Genomic DNA, 22373 nt, shown 5'->3' on the forward strand with positions numbered 1-22373 from the left:
ACTGTATACAGTGGTACACCGTGTCGGGGGATCTCCCTGTCCCGGCCGAACGCCGGGAGCGGCTCACGCCTCGCGACGCGCTCCGCCACTCCGCCCGGGCATGGCCTGCAGCCCGTAGAGGAGCTCTTCCTGCTCGGGGGACTCGACGCGGCTGTGATCCACCACGGGCCCCGTGCCGGCGATCTCGCGGATCAGTTCGATCCCGGCGATCGCTTCTTCCTTCGAGGCGTAGAAAGTGGAGACTGCCACGAGCGTTCCATCCGGAGCGGTCAGTTTCACGCGGAAACCGTCATCGTGAGCGTCCACCAGTTTGAAGTAACCTGCCATCGTCCTACCTCCTTGTAAGGCGCAACTTCCACAAACCTGCGGCCCCCTATCATAAGCATCCTTACCGACCGGGTTAACCCCTGGAGGCATACCTGTTCCGGTCCGTGCCGGGCACGCATGGCACAGTGGGAGCGAGGCCTGGACGGACGGGGATCGGGACCGGCGCCACCCCGTCCGAAGCGGCCGACCACCCCGCCCGAACCTGGAGGAGCAGCATGACCGAGCAGAGCAGTGCAGGCAATCCCGACGGCGCGGCACTCCCCGCGGACCACCCGCTCGGCCCGGCGGAGCCCGTCCCGCCCCGGGAGAAGAAAGCCCGCCGCGCAGGACAGGACGCCCGGCACGACGACGGGACCGGAGCGCCGCAGGACGCCCGGCACGACGACGGGACCGGCGCTGCCGCGGGAGGCCCCGGTGGAGCCGATGCCGCGACGGAACGCGACGGCGGAGGGCATGCCGACGACGGCCATCCGGACGCGGATCGGCGTGAGGGCGTCCTCGACCCCTCGGCGGGTTCGAGGGGTCACCGGGCGGACAGCATCCGGGACGAACAGGGCACCCACGAAGCAGGGGCCGTGCCCGCGGCCTTCGACGGCGACGGAGCACCGGCGGGTCCCGGGAATCGCCACCCGGAGGACGCGGCGGCCGAACCCGACACCTGGGACAGCGGCGGATCGGGCCGTTAGGGTCGCCCCGCGGACGGCGGCAGGCCAGGTCGGGGTGAGCAGGGATCACCGACCAGCGGTCAACGGCCCCGGGACGCCAGCCTCGCCACGATCGACGGCGGCATGATCCGCGCCAGCGCGGTGAGCGCCTTGTACCGGACGCTCGGGACCGACACGGCCTTCCCTGCCGCGGTGTCCCGGAGGGCTTCCCGGACCACGAGCCCCGCATCGAGCCACAGGAGGGCAGGGACACTCCCCTTGTCCGCACCCATGCGCTGGTGGAAGTCCGTGTGCACGAAGCCCGGGCAGACCGCCGTCACGCGGATCCCCTCGGGGCCGTAGGCGAGGCTCGCCCACCGGCTGAAGCTGATCATCGCCGCCTTGGCCGCCCCGTAGGTCCCTCGCGGCGTGAACCCCGCGACGCTCGCCACGTTGATGATCGTTCCCGCCCCGCGCGGCCGCATCGACTGCAGGGCCGCGTGGGCGAGGGACAGCGGCACCTCGACGTGGATGCGGAGGTGGCGGACCTCGTCGTCGAGCGGGTTGTCCGCGAAGGGGCGCACCAGCCCGTAGCCAGCATTGTTCACCAGGACCGTCACAGCGGCGCGTCCGCGATCCCGGCCGTACTCCCCCTCGCGGGGCTCCCCCTCCTCGGGCCCTGCCCCTCCCGGCAGGCCTCCGGCACGGAGGCGCGCGAGCACACGCGCCAGGCCGTCGTCGTCGAGCAGGTCCGCAGCGATCGTCTCGACGTCGACATCCCATCGGGCGCGGAGGGCGGCAGCCGTCTCCTCGAGCGGAGCCACGGCCCGCGCCACCAGGACCAGGGAGCACCCCCGCTCGGCGAACTGGCGTGCGAACTCGGCTCCGATGCCGGAGGTAGCCCCTGTGACGAGGACCGTGTCAGTCATGGGGCTACCCTCCCCCGACCCGGCGGGTTCCGCAATACGGCGCGGCCGGTGATGCAACGTCCATGCGACCCCCTGCGCGGTAGGTTCGGCGCTACCGGCCGACTGCGGGCCCTTCCGTCCTGCGGTCACCGGTTCCAGCGTCCGGGCAGCCGGACGCACCACGAACGGATCGACGAAAAGGAAGTTCCATGAGCGGAAACAGAGCTGTTGCGTACAAGGGACCAGGAAAGGTCGAGGTCATCGACATCGACTACCCCACCTTCGAGCTGAAGGACGGACCGGGGGTGAACCCGGCCAACGTGGGTCGGGCCGTGAACCACGGGGTGATCCTGAAGACCGTCGCCACGAACATCTGCGGATCGGACCAGCACATGGTCCGTGGCCGCACCACCGCGCCGTCGGACCTCGTCCTGGGCCACGAGATCACCGGCGAGGTGGTGGAGGTGGGGCGTGACGTCGAGTTCATCAAGAAGGGCGACATCTGCTCGGTGCCCTTCAACATCGCGTGCGGACGGTGCCGCAACTGCAAGGAGCGCAAGACCGGCATCTGCCTCAACGTGAACCCCGACCGTCCGGGAAGCGCCTACGGCTACGTGGACATGGGCGGCTGGGTGGGCGGCCAGGCCGAGTACGTCCTCGTGCCCTACGCGGACTGGAACCTGCTGAAGTTCCCCGACCGGGACCAGGCCCTGGAGAAGATCCTCGATCTGACGATGCTGTCGGACATCTTCCCCACCGGCTTCCACGGCGCAGTGACGGCCGGGGTCGGCGTCGGCTCCACCGTCTACATCGCGGGTGCCGGCCCTGTGGGCCTGGCCGCCGCCGCGTCGGCGCAGCTGCTCGGTGCGGCCGTCGTCGTCGTCGGCGACCTCAACGAGGACCGGCTGGCGCAGGCGCGGAGCTTCGGCTGCGAGACCGTCGACGTGTCCAAGGGCGATCCGCGCGACCAGCTCGAGCAGCTGCTGGGCGTGCCTGAGGTCGACTGCGGCGTCGACGCCGTCGGTTTCGAGGCGCGCGGCCACGGGAGCGGCTCGGCGACGGAGGCGCCGGCCACGGTGCTCAACTCGCTGATGCAGGTGACTGCGGCCGGCGGCGCCCTGGGCATCCCCGGCCTGTACGTCACGGGCGATCCGGGAGGTATCGATGAGGCCGCGAAGGTCGGCTCCCTGTCGCTCAGCCTCGGTACCGGCTGGGCGAAGTCGCTGTCCTTCACCACCGGCCAGTGCCCGGTGATGAAGTACAACCGCGGGCTGATGATGGCGATCCTGCATGATCGCGTCCACATCGCGAAGGCCGTGAACGCGAAGCCGATCGCCCTCGACGAGGCACCGCGCGGGTACGAGGAGTTCGACGCCGGAGCGGCCACGAAGTACGTGCTGGATCCCAACGGGTATCTCGCAAAGGCCGCCTGACATCAGCACCGGGGCTCCGCCCCGGAGAGGGCCCGGACGACGCCGTCCGGGCCCTCTCCGTGGGGGTCCCGGAGTGTCCGGCGCCTAGTGTGGCAGACGATTCTCAAATCGGCCACCTGTAATTCCCTGTTTTTCCTCAATGTCAAGCACGCCGCTGTACCAGTTTGGCAACGAATGAAATATGCCCTACGGTGGAGGCAGTTCCCCGTCCGGGGAAGCGAAAAGCTGCCGTTCTTCGAGCAGCGATGAATGCCCGGCACCGCTCTCCACCGCTCGTTGCTCAACAGGCGGCTGCCGAACCATGACCTCTAAACCGTCAAGGTGAGCAGCGGCGCGAAGAAGTCCGGGGACGGACCTAGTGCGGGTGGCCTCTCGGAGCATCGTAACCCCATGAATACACACACCTTCAGCATCAGCGCCCGTCGCGGACTTGCCGCAGTAGCACTCACCGGCCTCGGCCTCGGCGCAGCGGCCGGTGCGGCCAACGCAGCCCCCGCCAGCGAGTGGGATGCACTCGCACAGTGCGAGAGCGGCGGGAACTGGGGCATCAGCACCGGTAACGGCTTCTCCGGTGGCCTGCAGTTCACCCCCTCCACCTGGGCAGCCTTCGGCGGCCAGGGCGACGCGGCGAGTGCCAGCCGTGAGCAGCAGATCGCCGTCGCCGAGAACGTCCTCGCCGGCCAGGGCTGGGGCGCATGGCCCGCCTGCTCCGCCAAGCTCGGCCTGAACGGCGCGGCCAACCCCGGCGGCGTGCAGTTCCAGCAGGCTCCCGCGCCCGTCGCCGCAGCGCCCGTGTACCAGGCGCCCGTCCAGGCACCCGTGCAGTACGTCGCCCCGGTCGCCCAGGCTCCCGTCGCCGCCGCACCCGTGGCCCAGGCTCCCGTCGCCGTCGCACCCGTCGCCCAGGCCCCCGTCGCCGCGGCACCTGTCGCCGTCGCTCCTGTAGCACTGAGCGGCGAGACCTACACCATCCAGTCGGGCGACACCCTCAGCTCCATCGCCACGAAGCTCGGCGTCACCGGTGGCTGGCAGGCACTCTTCGCCGCCAACGCCGACACCGTCATCCACGCCGACCTGATCTTCACCGGTCACGTCCTGCAGCTCCCGGCCTAGTCAGCCCGCACGTACGGCGGTCCGGGGCCGGACCCCGGACCGTCGTCGAGCCGGACATCTGAACCGGATACCGGACCCCCGCCTCCTCGAGGCGGGGGTCCGGTGCTTTAAGGCGTGTCGTGCAGGTGCCGGTCAGGCGCAGGAGGTGGCGTCGACGTCGATCTTGAGGTCGTGGGCCACCGAGTAGTCCCGCTCGGGCGTGGAGAAGGCGACGAGGATGTTGTCGGCGCTCCCGTGGGTGGCGCCCTCGGCGAGTTCGACGGTGACGATGATGTTCACGTGGGCGTCGGGCAGGAAGTCGTAGCCGTCCGCCGGCACAGGCGGGCCGATGGGCTCGGGTGACGCGGTCGGCGTCGGCGTGGGCGTCGCCGTGTGCTCCCCGTGCGCACCCGTCTCGGCGCCGGGGTGGTGGTGCCCCTCACGGTTGGCCGTCTGGACCATCGACGAGAGGATGACCAGGCCCTGCGGATCGCCCAGGGCCATCTCCCCGAAGGTGAAGGTCTCCAGCGTCGGGTTGTGGAGCATCACGGTGTAGCGCAGGCGGCTGTCGTCGGGCTGCACCCCGCAGAGTTCGGCACCGTCGATGCCGACGTTCAGGGGATCGTCGCCGAGCTCGCCGAGGCCGTCCGTCAGGGAGGCCGCCTGGCTGCCGCTGTCGGGGGTGCCCGGCGCGGCAGCCTGGGCCTGCCCGTCCGCCGTGTTCACGCCGAGGGGGTTGTCCTCGACCGCGCCACATCCGCCGAGGGCGAGCGATGCCGCGAACGCGACGGCGAACAGGGTGGTGCGGCGCCCCGAGGGCGGTGCAGTCAGAGGGTTCACGATCAGCCTGTCCGTATCAGCCGGCCGCCGGACGGCGAACCTCCGGCGCTGGTAGCTGGGATTCGTCGCGTAGCGCCTCCCGGCTTGGTCCGGGGCCCGCCGATGCGTGCCCGGTCAGGCGAGGGGCTTGCCACCGGTGACGCCCAGGACCTCACCGGAGACGTATCGCGCGTCGTTCGAGGCGAGGAAGACGTACGCACCCGCCAGTTCGGCCGGCTGGCCCATCCGGCCGAGGGGCGTCCCCTCGCCGAAGGACTCCAGCTTCTCGCTGGTGGTGGTGGCGGGCTGCAGGGGCGTCCAGATGGGCCCCGGCGCGACGGCGTTCACCCGGATGCCGCGCTCCCCCAGCAGCTCGGCGAGGCTGAAGGTCAGGTTGTTGAGCGCGGCCTTCGTGGCGGCGTAGTCCATGAGGCTCGTGGACGGGTGGTAGCCCTGGATCGACGTGGTGTTGATGATCGAGGCTCCCTCGCTCAGGTGGGGCAGTGCCGCCTGCGTGAGCCAGATGGTGCCGTACACGTTCGTCTCGAACGTGCGGCGCAGCTGCCCGGCGTCGATGTCGGGCAGGCCCGCGGGCTGGGCGATATGGAAACCTGCGTTGTTCACGAGGATGTCCAGGCCGCCGAGTCCTTCCAGCACCTGCCGGACGGCCTCGGGCGCATAGGCCTCCTCCCGGAGGTCGCCCGGCACGGCGAGCGCGGCGCGACCCTCGGCCCGGATGAGCTCGAGGCAGCTGGCCCCGTCCTCCTCCTCCTCGGGCAGGTAGCCGATGGCGACGTCGGCTCCCTCGCGGGCGAACGCGAGCGCCACCGCCCGGCCGATGCCGGAGTCGCCGCCGGTGATGAAGGCCCTGCGGCCCGCCAGGCGTCCGTGCCCCGTGTAGCTGTCCTCGCCGTGGTCCGGACGCGGATCCATGCGCTCGGTGAAACCCGGGTACTCCTGCAGTTCTGTGGATACGTCGACGGCGGGACCGCGCGGATCCTCCTGGTCGAGGGTGCCTGACGGATCGGTGCCCATGGTGCTCCTGCCGGTGGTGGGGAGGGTCAACACTAAGCCTACTGTCATTGTGTTTGTCGCGTGAGTCATCTAGTAATGGACTTATGACAGTGATCCTGAGGTCCCTCGAGACAGCCGTGCCCGAGACGATCATGGTGCAGTCCGAGGTCCGCGATGTCTTCGCCGCACAGCCCGGCCTCACCCGGCTCGGCCGGCGGCTCGTCGGGGCGGCCTTCGACTCCTCAGGGATCGAGACCCGCTACACGGTGCTCGACGAACTCACGCTCGAGCGGTCCTTCGACGAGCCCGTCTTCTTCGACCGGGAGGAACTGCGGATCCTGTCGCCGAGCACCAAGACCCGCAACGAGGTGTACGCGGAAGAGGGCACCAAGCTGTTCGTCGAGGCCGCCCGGAAAGCCCTGGCCGCGGCGCCGGGCATCGAGGCCGCCGACGTCACGCACGTCGTCACGGCGTCCTGCACCGGGTTCTTCGCGCCCGGCCCGGACTACAAGGTCGTCCGCGCCCTCGACCTCGCCCCCTCGGTCCAGCGCTACCACCTGGGCTTCATGGGCTGCTACGCGGCCTTCCCGGCCCTCCGGTCGGCGAAGGCGTTCTGCGACGCCGATCCGGACGCCGTCGTCCTCGTCATCGCCGCCGAACTGTGCTCGCTCCACGTGCGCTCCTCCAACAACCCCGACACCATCGTGGGGTCCTCGCTGTTCGCCGACGGCGCCGCCGCTGCGGTCGTCTCCGGACGGGACATCCCCCTGGGCGGACCCGCGCTCAGCCTCGACCACTTCGAGACCGTGCTGACCCCGGTGGGCGAGGAGGCCATGGCCTGGAACATCGGCGACGAGGGCTTCGAGATGGTCCTCGGCACCTATGTCCCCCACATCATCGACGAGCACATCGTCGGCGCGCTCGAACCGCTGCTCGCCCGCGACCCCTCACTGCAGGGCCTCGACTACTCCGAGATCGAGCACTGGGCGATCCACCCGGGCGGCCGCAGCATCCTCGACAAGGTCGAGGCGAAGCTCGGGCTGACCACCCAGCAGCTCGTCCCGGCCCGGGAGACCCTCCGCGACTACGGGAACATGAGCAGCGCGACGGTCATGTTCGTGCTGAAGAACATCCTCGACCTGCCGGCGTCCGGGGGGAACGACCGCATCTGCTCCATGGCCTTCGGCCCCGGCCTGACGGTGGAGACCGCCCTGTTCACCCGGATCGGGGCGATGGCCGGCGATACCAGCGGCACAGGTGCCGCCGCCGCCGCCCCGCAGGTCGTCGAGGAGGTCGCCGTGCCCTCGGATCTGGAGCCCATCCTCACCGAAGCGGGCGCATGAGCCGACGGGGGTTCCTCGCCGCCCGGGATCCGGACGCCGTCGAGGAGATGGACCGGCCGGACTGCGATCCCCGGACGCTCGACCGCACGTACGCGCAGTTCGGCCTCGTCAATGCCGTGGTGTCCGGTTGGCGCCGCACGTACACCATGCTCCTCAGGCCGGCGTTCTCGCCGGACCGGACCAATACCCTGCTCGACATCGGATCGGGCGGTGGGGACGTGCCCCGGGCCCTGGCGCGGTGGGCGCAGCTCGACGGCCTGACGCTCGAGGTGACGGCGATCGATCCCGACGAGCGCGCTCATGCCTATGCGACGTCCCGCCCCGCCCTCCCCGGGCTGACCTTCCGCCGCGCCCTGAGCTCGGAGCTCGTGGCGCAGGGGGCGGTGTTCGACGCCGTCGTCTCCAACCACGTCCTGCACCACCTGGACGGCTCCGAGTTCGCAGGCCTCCTGGACGACTCCGAGCAACTGACCCGGCGGGTGGCCGTGCACAGCGACATCGCACGACACCCCGTCGGGTACGCCCTCTTCTCGGCGGGCACCCTTCCGCTGCCCGGGTCCTACATCCGCCGGGACGGACTCACCTCGATCCGCCGCAGCTACACTCCCGACGAACTGCGGGCCGCGATCGCCGGCCGGCGGAGCTGGCGTGTACGCACTGCGGCTCCGTTCATCAACCAGCTGGTGCTCGACGGCCCGGACGGGCACGGGACCGCCGGGCATGCATGACGTGATCGTCGTCGGCGGCGGACCCGTCGGGCTCTACACGGCGCTGCTCCTGCGCCAGGCCGGACTCGACGCCGTCGTCGTCGAACGCCGCACCGAGCGCAGCAGCCACTCACGTGCCATCGGTATCCATCCGCCCGCGCTGCGTGCCCTCGAGGCCGGCGGCATCGCCGACGAGCTGCGCGCCCGCGGGGTCCTCATCCGGGACGGTGTCGCACGCAGCGGCGGGCGCCATCTCGGCACCGTGTCCTTCTCCACGCTTCCCGGCGGCGAGAAGTACGTCCTCGCCGTACCGCAGGCCGTCACCGAGGAGATCCTCGAGCGCCGGCTTGCGGAGGAGTTCCCCGGCACCGTCCGGCGGGGGGTCGCCGTGCTCACCACGCGCGACGCCGGCGACCACGCGCTGGCCGTCGTCCGGACCCCCGACGGGGACGCCGCGCTCGAGGCGAGGCTCCTCGTCGCCGCCGACGGCGCCCGCAGCGCCGTCCGCGACGACGCCGGCATCCGCGCACCGGTCCGGCGGTACCCGGACTGCTACGTCATGGGCGACTTCCGGGATTCGACGGACGACGGCGACGACGCCGTCCTCTACCTCGAGACCGGCGGCATCGTCGAGTCGTTCCCCCTGCCCGGCGGCATCCGCCGGTGGGTGGTCCGCGTCGACCGCCTGCTCGAACGCCCGACGGCGGACGACCTCACGCGGCTCATCGGCGACCGTACGGGCGTCGCCGTCGACCCCCGCACCAACTCGATGCTGAGCGCGTTCGAGGTCCAGTCGCGGCTCGCCGAACGTTTCGTCGCCGGCCGCATCGTCCTCGTCGGCGACGCCGCCCACGAGGTCTCCCCGATCGGCGGGCAGGGCATGAACCTCGGCTGGCTCGACGCCGTGCGGCTCGTCCCCATCATCGGGGCGTCGCTGCGGAACGGGGACGACGTCGCCGCCCGGCTGGCGTCGTACGAGAAGGAACGCCGCGCCCAGGCGTCGCTAGCCCGCCGCAAGGCACACCTCAACATGGCGCTTGGACGCCCTCTGCCGGCGCCCCTCCTGCGATCGCGCAATGCGGTCCTGGCGGCGCTGATCAGGAACGGCACCGTGCACGGCGGTGTGGCCCGCGCGTTCACCATGCAGTAGGACTCCGACGGCTCAACGACAGAACCCCCGCGGACCGTCGCCGTCGACACCGGGGGTGTCGGTCGGTACGGACCCTGCGGGGGTCGCCTGGGGCCTGGGCCGGAAGGTCTACTTCCTGAGCAGGCCCTTCTTGACGTTCTCGGGACGCTGCATCTCGCCCTGCTTCGCACCCATCACCACGACGATGCCGCTGATGAGGGGCAGGAGCCACTGGGTGGCCTTGAGCTGCGACTGCGCCTTGGCCAGTTCGTCGCTGGCGCCGGGACGGGGCTCGGTCGCGCCGGCTCCACCCTGGTCGGCGAGCTCGCCGACCTTCTTGCCGAGGATGCCGGAGTACAGCGAAAGCGCCATGCCCAGGACCGTGACGACGGACTTCCAGACGGTGTTCGACCCGACGGAGTCCTGGGCCGCGACGCGACCCTTGTTGCCGAGGATCAGGCCGATCCCGCCGATCGCGTGCACGCCGAAGGCTGCGATCTGCACCGGGGTCCACTTGGCCCAGCCGAGCGACGAGAGGCGCGTACGCTCCTTGGGGTCCTTCGCCTTACCGGTTGCACCGTTGAGTCCGACAGCGCCCATCAGGGTACCGCCGAACCACGCTGCAGCGCCGAGATCGTGGGCTGATCGTGCCAAAAGGTTTCCTGCCATGATGTGAGCTCCTTAGACGTTGTTCCACCTACCCTCTACATTTATCAGCATGCTTAGGATTAAGCTATCGCCGGCTTCGGCTGACGACCGGATGGGATCCTGGGCCCGGAACTGCTACGAAAGGCCGACGGCACATGGCGAACGATACGAACGATCTCGACGAGGTATGGCCCCAGTGGAAGGAAGCGGTCAACATGACGCCCTCCCAGCTCGAGAAATGGCTTGACACCGAGGAATCGCAGGCGGTGGGCCAGAAGGAGTCGGGGTCCGGCGAATCCGTCGGCCACGAGTCCGGGAGGCGCATCATCGAGATCCTCGGCAAGAAGCGCGAGGACCTGGAGGACGACGACGTCAGCCACATGCACAAGGTGGTGGGCTACGTGCACCGCCACCTCGCGCAGCGGCCGTCCAAGGACATCGAGTCCTCGAAGTGGCGCTACTCGCTGATGAACTGGGGGCACGATCCGCTGAAGTAGCCGCTCCTCCCCAGGACGGCGGAGGGCGCCCCGCACGAGCGGGGCGCCCTCCGTGGACCGGGAACTACTTCTTCGACAGCGCGCTCTCCTTGTGCGCCGCCTGCTTGCCCGACTTCGCGCTCTCCACCGTGTAGTAGGGCTCGTCCTTCGACGCCTTGAACTTCTGGTCGTCGAAGGTGAACTCCTTGTCGTGCTTCTCCACGACCTTGCCGTCGGTGGTGCCCTGCGGCGTGTTCCAGGTGACCTTGTCGCCCTTGCTGAATGACATTGCGTTCCCTCCCGGGTGTACGTGGTCGAGCAGTTCCTCCGACCCTGTCATCCTGCGGGGGAAAAGGGAACCCTAGGAATCGAGGTGCGTCGGCGCGAACAGACGGACGAGCGTCTCCACCACGACGACGTTGGGGCCCTCCGCCGCGAGGCTCTCCCGCAGGGCCTGCCCGATGTCCTCGGGCGCCACCCGGCGGGCCGGGACGCCGAAGGATTCGGCGAGCGCCACGAAGTCCGGCCGGGCGAGTTCGGTCGCCGTCGCCTTGCCGAACGCGCCTTCCATGTATTCGCGGAGGATGCCGTAGCCGCCGTCGTCGACGATCAGCCAGGTGACGGGGATGTCGTGCTGGCGCGCCGTCGCGAGTTCCGCGATGGAGTACATGGCGGACCCGTCCCCGGAGACCGCGAGGACCCGTGCGGGCAGCCCCCGGGACTCGAGTCCGATCGACCCGCCGATGGCGCCGGGGAAGCCGAAGCCGAGGCCGCCGGCTCCCTGGGCCGAGTGGAACTGGCCCTTCCGGGCGTCCCAGCAGCTCCAGGCCCAGTAGGCGGAGATGGTCATGTCCCAGAACGTCTGCATCTCCGCCGGGACGGCGTCGCGGATGTCCTGCAGGAAGGCGCGCTCCTTCGCGAGGTCCTGCCCATCGAGTCGCGCGCCGACGCGTCCGAGGGTCTCCGCGACCAGCGCTGCCGCGTCGTAACCGGGCTCACGGTCCCGGGCGAGCGGTTCGAGGGCCCCGTCGAGCGCGGCGAGGGCCTGGCCCGCGTCGGCACGGATGCCGAGGGCGGGCCGGTTGGACTCGAGGACGCGGGGCTCGGCGTCGATCTGGATGATGCGCCCGCGCGGCTCCAGGGTGAAGTAGTTGGACGTGACCTCACCCAGGGACGAGCCGACCACGAGCAGCACGTCGGCGTCCTCGAGCACCTCGGTGACGTGGCGATCCTCCACCCACGACTGCAGGGACAGCTCGTGCGTCCAGGGGAAGGCACCGTTCCCGCCGGGCGAGCACACCACCGGGGCGCCGAGCTTCTCCGCGAGGGAGAGCAGCCACGTCTCGGCCCTGCCGCGCCGCGTTCCGCCGCCGGCCACGATCGCGGGGCGCTTCGAGTCCTGCAGCCAGGCCACGGCCTCGCGGACGAGCTCGATCCGGGGCGGGTTGTCGAAGGGCTCGGCGAGCGCGTCCTCGACCTCGGGCACCATCACGGGATCCAGCAGCACGTTCTGCGGCACCTCGATCCACACGGGCCCCTGCGGCGAGGACACGGCCTCGGTCCAGGCGTCCTGGATGGCGGACGGGATGCCCGAGGCGTGCTGGATCAGGCGCTGGCTCTTGGTGACGTTCGCGGCCGAGGCCTTCTGGTCGTCGAGCTGGTGCAGCATGCCCTTGCGCCGCGCGCCGAGTCCCTCGAGGGGGATCTGGCTCGCGACGACGACCATGGGGACGCCCGTCGCGTAGGCCTCCTGCAGTCCCGCGAGGGAGGTCAGCGCGCCGGGGCCGGTGGAGAGGAACAGGACGCCGACGTCGCCCGTCGCCCGGGAGAACCCGTCGGCGGCGAAGGCCGAGTTGTTCTCGACGCGCGAGGAGACGAAGCGCAGGTCGGAGCGGGACAGCGCGTCGAAGAGGCCGAGGGCGTGCTGTCCGGGGATGCCGAAGACGGTCGTCGCGCCGAGGGCGGAGAGGGTCTCCACCACGAGGTCGCCGCCGTTGCGCTGGCCGGTGAGGGGTGCGGGGGGCGCGGAGGCGGCCCCGTCGGTGATCTCCATCTACCGGGCCTCGCTCGTCGGAGCCGTCACGGATGCGGGGGTGAGGGTGTCGGCCATCAGGGTCACGAGGTCGTAGGCGACGTGGGACGCCGCGACGCCGGTGATCTCGGCGTGGTCGTAAGCGGGTGCCACCTCGACGACGTCGGCCCCGACGAGGTCGAGCCCGCGCAGTCCGCGGAGGATCTCGAGCAGTTCGCGGCTCGTGATGCCGCCGGCCTCGGGCGTGCCGGTACCCGGGGCGTGCGCGGGATCGAGGACGTCGATGTCCACCGAGACGTAGAGCGGGCGGTTCCCGATACGGGCCCTCAGCTTGTCGATCACCTCGTCGACGCCCTGGCGGTAGACGTCGGAGGAGGTCACGATGCCGAAACCGAAGCGGCGGTCGTCCTCGAGGTCGCGCACGCCGTAGAGCGGGCCGCGCGTGCCGACGTGGGAGATGGCCTCGGTGTCGAGGATCCCCTCCTCCACGGCGCGGCGGAAGGGGGTGCCGTGGGTGTACTCGGCGCCGAAGTAGGTGTCCCAGGTGTCCAGGTGGGCGTCGAAGTGCAGCATGGCGACGGGCGATCCGGCCCGCTCCGCCGCGGCCCGGAGGAGGGGCAGCGCGATGGTGTGGTCGCCGCCGAGCGTGACCAGGCGTGCGCCGTCGGCGGTGAGGTCCAGTGCGTTCTGCTGCACGGTCTCGATGGCCTCGTGGATGTTGAACGGGTTCACGGCCATGTCACCGGCGTCGGCCACCTGCATGCGCTCGAACGGCGAGACGTCGAGAGCCGGGTTGTACGGCCGGAGGAGGCGCGAGGCCTCGCGGATGTGGTTGCCGCCGAACCGCGCGCCGGGCCGGTAGGAGACGCCGGAGTCGAAGGGGACCCCGACGACGGCGACGTCGGCGCGGTCCACCTGGTCGAGCCGCGGCAGGCGGGCGAAGGTCGCAGCTCCCGCGTAGCGGGGGATGCGGGAGGAGTCGATGGGGCCCACGTGCCCGCCTCCCGTGACGCGCAGTTCTTCCACAGCTTCCATCCCGTCCGGGCCCGCGAAGTTGCCCAATATGCATCAAAGGTTTTGCCCAAGGCTATTCCGCGGGACGGGAGGGGTCAACCGTTGAACGTCAGGGTCGCGAACATGCCCTGCACGGCGGCGTACTCCTCGGACGCCATCCAGGCGCGCGCGGCCTCGGGGTCGGCGAAACGCGTGCTGTCGAAGGTCGAGGTGAAGGCCACGAGCCCGTTGGACCCGAGCGGGACGAGGCCGAGGGGCGCGCCGTAGGTGCCGTCCGCGGGAAGCGGTCCGACGTGGAGCCTCGCGAGGTAGACGGTCGCTCCGGTGACCGGATCCGGGTGATAGTCGAAGACGTAGTTCACCGGCAGGTCGACCTTCTCGAGCTGCTGGGACAGCCCGGGCAGCTCCTCCGAGTCGAGGAGCACGTGGCCGGGACTCGGGAGGGCGGCCCCGTCGCCGGGCACGCCGCCCGCGAACGCGGCCATCTCGACGCCGGCCGCCGTGCGGATGGAGTAGGCCGTGCGGCTGAGCCCGGCCCCGTAGTCGGGGGCGGTGGTGGGCTCGACGGGCGTCGCCGTCCAGTCCGCCGGCATCATGAAGGAGTAGAGGCCGTCGGTGGTGGTGAGCAGCTGCAGGGCGGGATGGGGCAGGGACGGCCCGATGTCGGGTCCGGCCGCCGGCGTCGCGCCCGGGGTCGCGGCCGGCGACGGGGCCGCCGACGTCGGAGCGGGGGTCACCGGGGCCGGGGACGCCGACGTCTGCGGTGGGGTCACCGGGGCTGGGGTCGCCGACGCGGACGCGGAGGCGGAGGCGGAGGCGGTCGCGGACCCGGTCGCGGCGGCCGAGGCGGAGCCGGCCGGGGACGCGGGGGCCGACGTCGTATCGCTCGCCCCTGCGTCGGGTCCCGCGGACGATCCGACGCAGCCGGACAGGCCGACGGCGGCGGCGAGAGCGATCGAGAGCAGACTGATGGTCCTCATGGGGTCCCCCGGTACGTGGTGAGCAGGACAGCCGCGCGGCGCCCTCCACCTCACCCTAGGTCCGGGGCGGGTCCCTGGCTGCGACCGGGGGTTTCACTTCCACAACGTTTGTGGGACGGCCCCCCGGACCAGCCCCGGAAGCCCGCCCCGCCCGTCGTGCAGACCCGCGCCGCAGGCCCGGATGCGCGGCGGGGCCGCCCCGGGTCCGGCCGCCCGGCGCGGCGGCGCATCCTCGGGGTCGCCCACCGCAGCAGGCCCATCAAGGAAGTGTTAAGACGCCCGAACGCCGCCCGGACGGGATCTACCGTGATCCGGTGAGTTCATCCGTACGTACGCCGCTGCGACCCGAGGCCCAGGGCAGGAAGCGCCTCGGGCGCTGGCTGCTCAACGAGCCCGCCCAGCCCACCCACCAGCCCGAGCCGGAGCGGACGCAGCCCTGGTGGAAGGTCATGTGCCTCACCGGCGTCGACTACTTCTCGACCCTCGGCTACCAGCCCGCGATCGCCGCTGCGGCAGCGGGCGTCCTGTCCCCCCTCGCGACGCTCATCCTCGTCGCCGTGACGCTGTTCGGCGCGCTCCCCGTGTACAAGCGGGTCGCCTCGGAGAGCCCGCGCGGTGAAGGCTCGATCGCGATGCTCGAGAAGCTGCTGCCGAAGTGGCGGGGCAAGATCTTCGTGCTGGTGCTCCTCGGCTTCGCCGCCACGAGCTTCCTCATCACCATGACCCTCTCCGCGGCGGATGCGAGCGCGCACCTCATCGAGAACCCCTTCGCGCCGTCGTGGCTGCAGGGCCAGGAGGTCCTCATCACCGTGGTGTTCCTCGGGCTGCTCTCCGGCGTCTTCCTGCGCGGTTTCCGCGAGGCCATCGGCATCGCCGTCGCGCTCGTCGCGCTGTTCCTCGTCCTGAACCTGTGCGTCATCGTCGTCTCGGTGGTGCAGATCCTCGAGCAGGGCGGCCTCGTGGGGAACTGGTGGTCGGCGCTGACCACCCAGCACGGCAACCCGCTCGTCATGCTGGGGCTGGCCGTCCTGATCTTCCCGCGCCTCGCCCTCGGCCTCTCGGGCTTCGAGACCGGCGTGGTCGTCATGCCGCAGATCGACGGCAGGCCCGGCGACACCGAGGAGAACCCGGCGGGCCGGATCGCCGGTGCGCACAAGCTGCTCACCTCCGCCGCACTGATCATGAGCGGGTTCCTGATCGCCTCCAGCTTCGTCACGACGCTGCTGATCCCCGCCGAGGCCTTCGAGGAGGGCAGGCCGGCCAACGGCCGTGCCCTGGCCTACCTCGCGCACCTGTACCTCGGCGACGGGTTCGGCACGGCGTACGACATCTCGACCATCGGCATCCTCTGGTTCGCGGGCGCGTCGGCCATGACCGGCCTGCTGAACCTCGTGCCGCGCTACCTCCCCCGCTACGGCATGGCCCCGGCGTGGGCGAAGGCCGTGCGCCCGCTCGTCCTGGTCATCACGCTCATCGCCATCCTGGTCACCTTGTTCTTCAAGGCCGACGTCGAGGCCCAGGGCGGCGCATACGCCACCGGCGTCCTCGCCCTCATCACGTCCGCCTCGGTCGCGGTCACGCTGTCGGCCCACCGCAAGCACCAGCGCGGCCTGACCATCGGCTTCGGTGTCGCGACGGTGGTGTTCGTCCTGACGACGGCCGTCAACATGATCGAGCGCCCCGACGGCCTGAAGATCGCCACCTGCTTCATCCTCGGCATCATCGTGATCTCGTTCGCCTCCCGGTCCCGGCGTGCGTTCGAGCTGCGGGCCACGAGCATCAGGATGGACGAGGCCGCGCTGTCGTTCGTGAGTTCGCAGGACGACGGCGACATCCTGCTGATCGCCCACGAGCCGAAACGCCTGAGCAGTTCGGCCTACCGGCACAAGCTGCAGCACGCCTGCGCCGTCTCGCACTTCCCGAGCACCGCCCGCCCGCTGTTCATCGAGGTGACGGTGGACGACTCGTCGGAGTTCGAGACCGAGCTGCGTGTGCGTGGCGTGGTGCGGCACGGCTACCGCATCCTCGAGGTCCACAGCTCCAACGTGCCCAACACCATCGCCGCCGTGATGCTGCATGTCCGCGACATCACCGGGCTCATGCCGCACGTCTACTTCCGCTGGACGGAGGGCGACCCGGTGGCGAACCTGTTCAAGTTCCTCTTCACGGGCGAGGGCGAGATCGCGCCCGTGACGCGCGAGGTCCTGCGCGCGGCGGAGCCCGACGTGACGAAGCGCCCGTGGGTGCACGTGGGCTGAGGCGGAGCGGCTACTTCCGCGACGCCGCCGGGACGAGTGTCCACAGCACGACGGCCTCGCGGTCGTCCGGGTTGACCCACGTGTGCGGTTCCCGGCCCGGGAAGGTGACGGTGTCCCCGGCCTCGAGCTCGTACCTGTCGTTCGAGAAGATCAGCACGAAGCGGCCCTCCACGACGTGCAGGGTCTCGACCTCGCAGTCCACGGAATAGAGCTCGTCCTCGCCCCTGCCGTGCGGCTCGACGACGGCGCGGATCATCTGGAGGCGGCGTTCGGAGCGGGCGGTCATGAGCCGCTCGTTGATACCCTGCCCGCCCAGGCTGATCCGCGGCGCCTCCGCCGCCCGCGTCAGGTGCGTCTCCGGCACCTGGAACAGGTCGCCGATCGAGATGGACAGCACCTGGCACAGCGTCACGAGCGAGGCGACGGACGGCGACGTGAGATCGCGCTCCACCCTGCTGAGGAATCCCTTCGTCAGGGCGGTGGAATCCGCGACCTGCTCGATGGTCATGCGCTGCGCCTGCCGTGCGGCACGGATCCGGGAGCCGATGGCGACCGGAGCGTTGGTGGGCTCGACGGGCAGGGCCTTCATGCGTGTCCTCTCCTACGGCGGTTCCGGGGGCCTGTCCGTCCGCCGTGAACGGAGGCCTTCGACGAGCTTGCCATGGTTGACGCGTGAGCCGCGTCACGAGTAGCTTACTAGGCAACATTAGTTGCTCATAGGGCATCGCCGCCGAAATCCCGACCGAAGGGCTCGTCCATGCAAGCACTCAATATAGCCATCGTGGTGGCCTATCTCGTCGCCATGCTGGGCTTCGGCTGGTGGGGCAAGTCCCGCACACGCAACGCCAGCGACTACCTCGTGGCGGGCCGGCGCCTCGGGCCCCTCCTCTACACGGGCACCATGGCCGCCGTGGTCCTCGGCGGGGCCTCGACGGTGGGTGGCGTGGGCCTCGGCTACCAGTACGGCATCTCCGGCATGTGGCTCGTGGTGGCCATCGGCACCGGCGTCCTGCTGCTCAGCCTCCTGTTCGCCCCCACCATCCAGAGGCTGAAGATCTACACGGTCTCGCAGATGCTCACCCTGCGCTACGGGCATCGCGCCACGCGCGTCTCGGGCATCGTGATGCTCGCCTACACGCTCATGCTCTGCGCCACGTCGACGGGCGCCTACGCCACCATCTTCGTGGTGCTCTTCGGCTGGGACCGCGCGCTGTCCATCGCCGTGGGCGGGGCGATCGTCCTCGTCTACTCGACGATCGGCGGCATGTGGTCCATCACCCTCGCGGACATGGCCCAGTTCGTCATCAAGACCATCGGCGTGTTCGCGCTCATGCTGCCCTTCTCGCTCGCGGCGGCGGGCGGGTTCTCCGGCATCGCCGAACGGGCCGGGGACGAGTTCTTCAGTATCACCGGGATCGGCGCACAGAGCATCATCACCTACTTCGTGGTCTACACGCTGGGGCTCCTCATCGGCCAGGACATCTGGCAGCGCGTCTTCACGTCCCGGACCCCGGAGATCGCGCGCTGGGGCGGGTCGGCCGCCGGCATCTACTGCATCCTCTACGGCGTCGCGGGTGCCATCATCGGCATGAGCGCCAGCGTCATCCTGCCGGCCATCGAGTCGAAGGACGACGTCTACGCGGACATCGCCCTGAACGTCCTGCCCATCGGCGTCGGCGGGCTCGTCCTCGCCGCGGCCGTCGCGGCGATGATGTCCACCGCGTCCGGTGCGCTGATCGCGGCCGCCACGGTGGCGAGGACCGACGTCGTGCCGTTCGTGGCCGGCTGGTTCGGCAAGGGCGGCACGGGTGCCACCGAACGCTCGACGTCGGAGCACGACGTCGCCTCGAGCCGGTGGTGGGTCCTCGGCCTGGGCCTCGTGACCATCGCCCTCGCGGTGATCGTGCAGGACGTCGTGGCGGCCCTGACCATCGCCTACGACATCCTGGTGGGCGGGCTCCTCGTGGCGATCCTCGGCGGCCTCGTCTGGCGCCGCGGCAACGGCGTCGGCGCCGGGGCCTCCATGGCGGCGGGCACCCTGGTCACGCTGGGAGTGATGGCGTACCTGGAGATCACCGCCGAGGTGCAGTACGACGGCATCTACTCGAACTACCCGATCTACTTCGGGCTCGGGGCGGCCCTGCTCGTGTACGTCGGCGTCTCCTTCGCCACCCGCCCCACGGATCCCGGCGTGATGGCGGCCTGGGACCGGCGGGTCGCCGGCGAGGTGCCCGACGACGTCCCTGTCGACGCGGCCCACTGACCTCGTCACCGATCCGTCGCGGGTTCGTGCTGAACACGGAAGGGCTCCCGGCCGATGCCGGGAGCCCTTCCGCGTTCTCCACCCGATCGCGGCTGCCGACCGGCAGGGCGCGAAGCCCGGCGGTCGGTGCCTGCGGTGGCTGCCTTCAGCCTCCCGCGGGGGATGCTCCGTGGCGGCCCGCACCGGGGGTGCGGGAGTCGTCGAGGGCGCGGGAGCCGTCGAAGTTTCCGGCTCCGTCGTCATCGCCGTCGCCGTCGTGCCCCTCGACCCTGCGCCCCTTCGTGCCGGGGCGCTCGTCGGCTTCGTCCACCGCGATGCCGGCCTGCGCCACCTTCGCGGCCTGCTCCTCCTTGGGCGTCGAGCTCAGGCCGTGCCCGGTCTCGTCCAGGGCCGTCAGCTTCTCGGCCTTGTCGATCTCAGCCTCCGTGATCTCGTCGTCCTTCTCCTGGTTCCAGGCCTTGATGGCGGCCCAGCCGACGGCGGCCACCGGGACGGAGAGGATCGCGCCGATGATGCCGGCCAGGATGGTACCGGCGGTCAGGGCCAGCAGGATGACGAGGGCGTGCACCTGCAGCGTGCGGCCCATGACCACGGGCTGCAGGAAGTTGCCCTCGAGCTGGTTCACCACGATGACCACGATGATGACCATGAGCGCCACGAACGGGCCGTTCGCGACGAGGGCGATCAGGGCTGCGAGCACGCCTGCCAGCGTCGCACCGACCAGCGGGATGAAGGCTCCGATGAAGACGATGGCAGCCAGGGGGAGCGCCAGGGGGACGCCGAGGAACAGCAGGGCGAGTCCGATGAAGAGGGAGTCGACGAGGGCCACGATGGCCGTGCCGCGCACATAACCGCCGAGGACCGCCATGCTGCTGTAGCCGACACGGCGGGCCTTCACGAGGCGCTTGCCCTTGAACGCGCGGAGCATGAAGGCCCAGATCTTCTCGCCGTCCTTGAGGAAGAAGAACAGGATCACCACCATGAGCAGCGCCCCCGCGATGAAGTTGCCCGCCAGGCTCAGGCCCGAGAGGGCGCCGGCGCTCGCCGTGCTGCTGGTCGCGAAGTCCACCGCCGCGTCACGCGCCTGCTGGATCTGGGCGTCGTCGATGGGGATGGGGCCGTTCTGCGCGAAGGCGTAGAGCTGGTCGAAGCCCTCCGACGCGCTGGACGCCAGTTCGCCGGCCTGCCCCACGACGGCGAACACGATGCCCGTGATCAGCCCGCCGAACAGCAGCAGGAGCAGTAGGAAGGACACGGTGGTGGCGAGGGACGGGCCCCATCCCTTCCGCCGCAGCCAGAGGACGAACGGCCCGATCGCGGCGGCGAGGATGAGTGCCAGCAGGATCGGGATCACCACGAGCCGCACCTGGATCAGCGCGTACACCCCCACCACGGCCAGCACCAGGACCAGGAGCACCTGGGCGGCGCGGATGCTGGCATGGCCCAGGCTGTCCTGCCAGGGCCCCTTCGGGGCGGATGTACCCGCCCGCACGTCTACGGGTTGAGTCATCGACTGTCACCTTTTCCTTCGGCCGGAGGGCCATCGTTGAGCATGTGCGTGCGCACCTCGCGGCGGAGGACCTTGCCGATCAGTGATCGGGGGAGGTCCTCCGCCTGCACGATGGTGCGCGGAACCTTGTAGGCCGCCAGCAGGTCGCGGCAGTGCGAGCGCAGGGACTCCTCGTCGAGGTCGGCGCCGCGCGCCAGGACGACGACGGCAGCGACGTCCTCGCCGCCGGCTGCCCGCGGGAGCCCGACGACGGCCGCGTCGGCGACGGCCGCGTGCGTCTTCAGGGCGTCCTCGACCTCGGAGGGCGCCACGTTGAAGCCACCCGTGATGATGAGTTCCTTGATGCGGTCCACGATCGTCAGGAAGCCGTCCCCGTCCATGCTGACGATGTCGCCGGTGCGGAACCAGCCGCCATCGAGCAGGGTCTCGCGGGTCTCGTCGGGGCGGCGCCAGTAGCCCTGGAACACCTGCGGTCCGCGGATCAGCAGCTCCCCCGGCTCACCGGGCGCCCGGTCACGGGTGGGGTCCTCGGGGTCGACGATCCGGACGTCGGTGCCGGGGAACGGCACACCGACGGTGCCGGGCCGCCGGGTGGGGCCGATCGGGTTGCCCGCCGAGATGGGGGACGTCTCCGTCAGCCCGTAGCCCTCGATGAGGTAGCCGCCCGTGGCGGCCTCCCAGGTCTCGACCGTGGACTGCGGGAGGTTCATCGCGCCGGAGATCGCGAAGCGGATGCTGTGCAGGTCCGCGCCGCGCTCCGCGGCTCCCGCCGCGAGCCGCTCGTAGATGGGCGGGACGGCGGGCAGGAATGTGGGCGGGCTCTTCTTCGCGGCGTCGAGCACGAGGCCGACGTCGAAGCGGGGGAAGAGGACGAGCTTCGCGCCGATGCTCATGGCGAAGGTCACGCAGAGCGTCAGGCCGTAGGCGTGGAACATGGGCAGGACGGCGTAGACCGTCTCGCGCCCCGCCTCGAGGCCGGGCACCCAGGCCCGCCCCTGGGCGGCGTTCGAGAGGAGGTTCCGGTGCGTGAGGACGGCGCCCTTCGGGACGCCCGTGGTGCCGCTCGTGTACTGGAGCACCGCGGTGTCGTCCGCCGTCGGGCGCGCGTGCCCGGCCGGCAGCGGCCGGTGGCGGAGGAGGTCGCGCCACGTCACGAGCTTCCGCACGCCGGTGAGTTTCTCCGTCGTCGTGAGCGCGTCCCTCGCCTCACGGGCACGGCGCACGGGCAGCGCGAGGGCGATGCGACGCGAGGCCGGCATGGCGCCGACGAGGTCGACCGCGACCACCGTCCGCACCGCGATGTCGGCGGGCAGCCGCTGGACGCGCGGGACCACGCGGTCCCAGACGATCGCCACCGTGGCCCCGTGGTCCTCGAACTGGTGCCGTAGCTCGCGGTCCGTGTACAGCGGGTTGTGCTCGACGACGATGGCCCCGAGCCGCAGGACCGCGTAGAAGGCGACGATGTGCTGCGGACAGTTCGGCAGCACGAGGGCGACGCGGTCGCCGGCACGGACCCCGAGGGACGCCAGGCCCGCCGCGGCGCGAGCGACGGCGTCCCCCAGGTCCTGGTAGGTCGTGCGGGCGCCGAAGAACTCGAGGGCCGTCGCCGTCCCGTACTCCCCGACCGAGGTGTCGAGCACGTCGGAGAGGGTGCCATCGGGCACGTCGAAGGAACGGGGCACGCCCGGTGCATAGTTCGCGACCCACGGTCGGGCTGCCAAATCCATAAGCCTGCTTCCTGTTATCCGTTCGAGGATATCGCGGGTCGTCGGGTCA

Annotated in this window: 21 protein-coding genes; 9 read left to right on the forward strand and 12 right to left on the reverse strand. The window is 70.8% G+C overall.

What is annotated here, in order from left to right; all coding sequences use genetic code 11:
• Positions 1 to 63 precede the first annotated feature (63 nt).
• Positions 64 to 417: a DUF1508 domain-containing protein gene (locus CXQ97_RS11305; RefSeq protein WP_104180966.1), complete on the reverse strand. Its 354-nt coding sequence runs from the start codon at positions 415 to 417 to the stop codon at positions 64 to 66.
• 125 nt (positions 418 to 542) lie between these two features.
• Here CXQ97_RS11305 and CXQ97_RS11310 point away from each other — a divergent pair, with 125 nt between their 5' ends.
• Positions 543 to 1013 (forward strand): hypothetical protein, encoded by a 471-nt coding sequence (locus tag CXQ97_RS11310; RefSeq protein ID WP_104180967.1) that lies wholly within the window; start codon positions 543 to 545, stop codon positions 1011 to 1013.
• 59 nt (positions 1014 to 1072) lie between these two features.
• On the opposite strand, the gene CXQ97_RS11315 is transcribed toward CXQ97_RS11310, so the two are convergent.
• Positions 1073 to 1900, reverse strand: coding sequence for an SDR family oxidoreductase (locus CXQ97_RS11315; RefSeq protein WP_104180968.1), 828 nt, complete (start codon positions 1898 to 1900; stop codon positions 1073 to 1075).
• Positions 1901 to 2088: 188 nt separating this feature from the next.
• On the opposite strand from CXQ97_RS11315, the gene fdhA reads away from it, so the two are divergent.
• Together fdhA and CXQ97_RS11325 are read left to right on the forward strand one after the other, a co-directional pair.
• Entirely contained in the window at positions 2089 to 3312 is a 1224-nt protein-coding gene (fdhA, locus tag CXQ97_RS11320) for a formaldehyde dehydrogenase, glutathione-independent (protein WP_104180969.1), read from the forward strand.
• A gap of 390 nt (positions 3313 to 3702) precedes the next feature.
• A complete protein-coding gene (locus tag CXQ97_RS11325) occupies positions 3703 to 4425 on the forward strand; it encodes a transglycosylase family protein (RefSeq protein WP_104180970.1) in 723 nt (240 codons plus the stop codon).
• 132 nt (positions 4426 to 4557) lie between these two features.
• Here the strand turns inward: CXQ97_RS11325 and CXQ97_RS11330 are convergent, their stop codons facing one another.
• Together CXQ97_RS11330 and CXQ97_RS11335 are read right to left on the reverse strand one after the other, a co-directional pair.
• Complete coding sequence (locus tag CXQ97_RS11330; RefSeq protein ID WP_104180971.1) at positions 4558 to 5244, reverse strand: hypothetical protein; 687 nt, start codon at positions 5242 to 5244, stop codon at positions 4558 to 4560.
• 114 nt (positions 5245 to 5358) lie between these two features.
• A complete protein-coding gene (locus CXQ97_RS11335) occupies positions 5359 to 6156 on the reverse strand; it encodes an SDR family oxidoreductase (RefSeq protein WP_258062515.1) in 798 nt (265 codons plus the stop codon).
• Between the two features lie 155 nt (positions 6157 to 6311).
• Here CXQ97_RS11335 and CXQ97_RS11340 point away from each other — a divergent pair, with 155 nt between their 5' ends.
• The 3 genes from CXQ97_RS11340 to CXQ97_RS11350 are packed head-to-tail and all read left to right on the forward strand — an operon-like array spanning position 6312 to position 9437.
• Positions 6312 to 7580, forward strand: a complete 1269-nt coding sequence (locus tag CXQ97_RS11340) for a type III polyketide synthase (protein WP_258062504.1) — start codon at positions 6312 to 6314, stop codon at positions 7578 to 7580.
• Entirely contained in the window at positions 7577 to 8308 is a 732-nt protein-coding gene (locus tag CXQ97_RS11345; RefSeq protein WP_104180974.1) for a class I SAM-dependent methyltransferase, read from the forward strand. Before CXQ97_RS11340 ends, CXQ97_RS11345 begins: the two co-directional genes overlap by 4 nt.
• Entirely contained in the window at positions 8301 to 9437 is a 1137-nt protein-coding gene (locus tag CXQ97_RS11350; protein WP_104180975.1) for an NAD(P)/FAD-dependent oxidoreductase, read from the forward strand. Before CXQ97_RS11345 ends, CXQ97_RS11350 begins: the two co-directional genes overlap by 8 nt.
• A gap of 108 nt (positions 9438 to 9545) precedes the next feature.
• Here CXQ97_RS11350 and CXQ97_RS11355 read toward each other — a convergent pair whose 3' ends face one another.
• Positions 9546 to 10085 (reverse strand): hypothetical protein, encoded by a 540-nt coding sequence (locus CXQ97_RS11355; RefSeq protein WP_104180976.1) that lies wholly within the window; start codon positions 10083 to 10085, stop codon positions 9546 to 9548.
• Positions 10086 to 10219: 134 nt separating this feature from the next.
• On the opposite strand from CXQ97_RS11355, the gene CXQ97_RS11360 reads away from it, so the two are divergent.
• On the forward strand, positions 10220 to 10561 hold the full coding sequence (locus tag CXQ97_RS11360) for a DUF3140 domain-containing protein (protein ID WP_104180977.1): 342 nt from the start codon (positions 10220 to 10222) through the stop codon (positions 10559 to 10561).
• A gap of 64 nt (positions 10562 to 10625) precedes the next feature.
• On the opposite strand, the gene CXQ97_RS11365 is transcribed toward CXQ97_RS11360, so the two are convergent.
• The 4 genes from CXQ97_RS11365 to CXQ97_RS11380 form a co-directional block, all read right to left on the reverse strand.
• Positions 10626 to 10829, reverse strand: coding sequence for a DUF2945 domain-containing protein (locus CXQ97_RS11365; RefSeq protein WP_104180978.1), 204 nt, complete (start codon positions 10827 to 10829; stop codon positions 10626 to 10628).
• 72 nt (positions 10830 to 10901) lie between these two features.
• Positions 10902 to 12593, reverse strand: coding sequence for a thiamine pyrophosphate-binding protein (locus CXQ97_RS11370; protein WP_104180979.1), 1692 nt, complete (start codon positions 12591 to 12593; stop codon positions 10902 to 10904).
• Positions 12594 to 13598: an agmatinase gene (speB, locus tag CXQ97_RS11375; RefSeq protein WP_104180980.1), complete on the reverse strand. Its 1005-nt coding sequence runs from the start codon at positions 13596 to 13598 to the stop codon at positions 12594 to 12596.
• Positions 13599 to 13681: 83 nt separating this feature from the next.
• Positions 13682 to 14566 carry a hypothetical protein gene (locus tag CXQ97_RS11380; RefSeq protein ID WP_146069635.1) on the reverse strand — a complete coding sequence of 295 codons (885 nt, stop codon included), beginning with the start codon at positions 14564 to 14566 and terminating at the stop codon, positions 13682 to 13684.
• A 449-nt stretch (positions 14567 to 15015) separates the two neighbouring features.
• On the opposite strand from CXQ97_RS11380, the gene CXQ97_RS11390 reads away from it, so the two are divergent.
• Positions 15016 to 16824, forward strand: a complete 1809-nt coding sequence (locus CXQ97_RS11390; RefSeq protein ID WP_104181056.1) for an amino acid transporter — start codon at positions 15016 to 15018, stop codon at positions 16822 to 16824.
• A 10-nt stretch (positions 16825 to 16834) separates the two neighbouring features.
• On the opposite strand, the gene CXQ97_RS11395 is transcribed toward CXQ97_RS11390, so the two are convergent.
• A complete protein-coding gene (locus CXQ97_RS11395; protein ID WP_104180983.1) occupies positions 16835 to 17413 on the reverse strand; it encodes a cupin domain-containing protein in 579 nt (192 codons plus the stop codon).
• A gap of 168 nt (positions 17414 to 17581) precedes the next feature.
• On the opposite strand from CXQ97_RS11395, the gene CXQ97_RS11400 reads away from it, so the two are divergent.
• On the forward strand, positions 17582 to 19087 hold the full coding sequence (locus tag CXQ97_RS11400; RefSeq protein WP_104180984.1) for a sodium:solute symporter: 1506 nt from the start codon (positions 17582 to 17584) through the stop codon (positions 19085 to 19087).
• Positions 19088 to 19232: 145 nt separating this feature from the next.
• On the opposite strand, the gene CXQ97_RS11405 is transcribed toward CXQ97_RS11400, so the two are convergent.
• Both CXQ97_RS11405 and CXQ97_RS11410 read right to left on the reverse strand, forming a co-directional pair.
• Entirely contained in the window at positions 19233 to 20597 is a 1365-nt protein-coding gene (locus tag CXQ97_RS11405) for an AI-2E family transporter (protein WP_104180985.1), read from the reverse strand.
• Positions 20594 to 22324, reverse strand: coding sequence for a long-chain-fatty-acid--CoA ligase (locus CXQ97_RS11410; RefSeq protein WP_104180986.1), 1731 nt, complete (start codon positions 22322 to 22324; stop codon positions 20594 to 20596). Before CXQ97_RS11410 ends, CXQ97_RS11405 begins: the two co-directional genes overlap by 4 nt.
• Positions 22325 to 22373 lie beyond the last annotated feature (49 nt).

Source organism: Arthrobacter sp. B0490, assembly GCF_002929355.1.
Classification (GTDB): domain Bacteria; phylum Actinomycetota; class Actinomycetes; order Actinomycetales; family Micrococcaceae; genus Arthrobacter_D.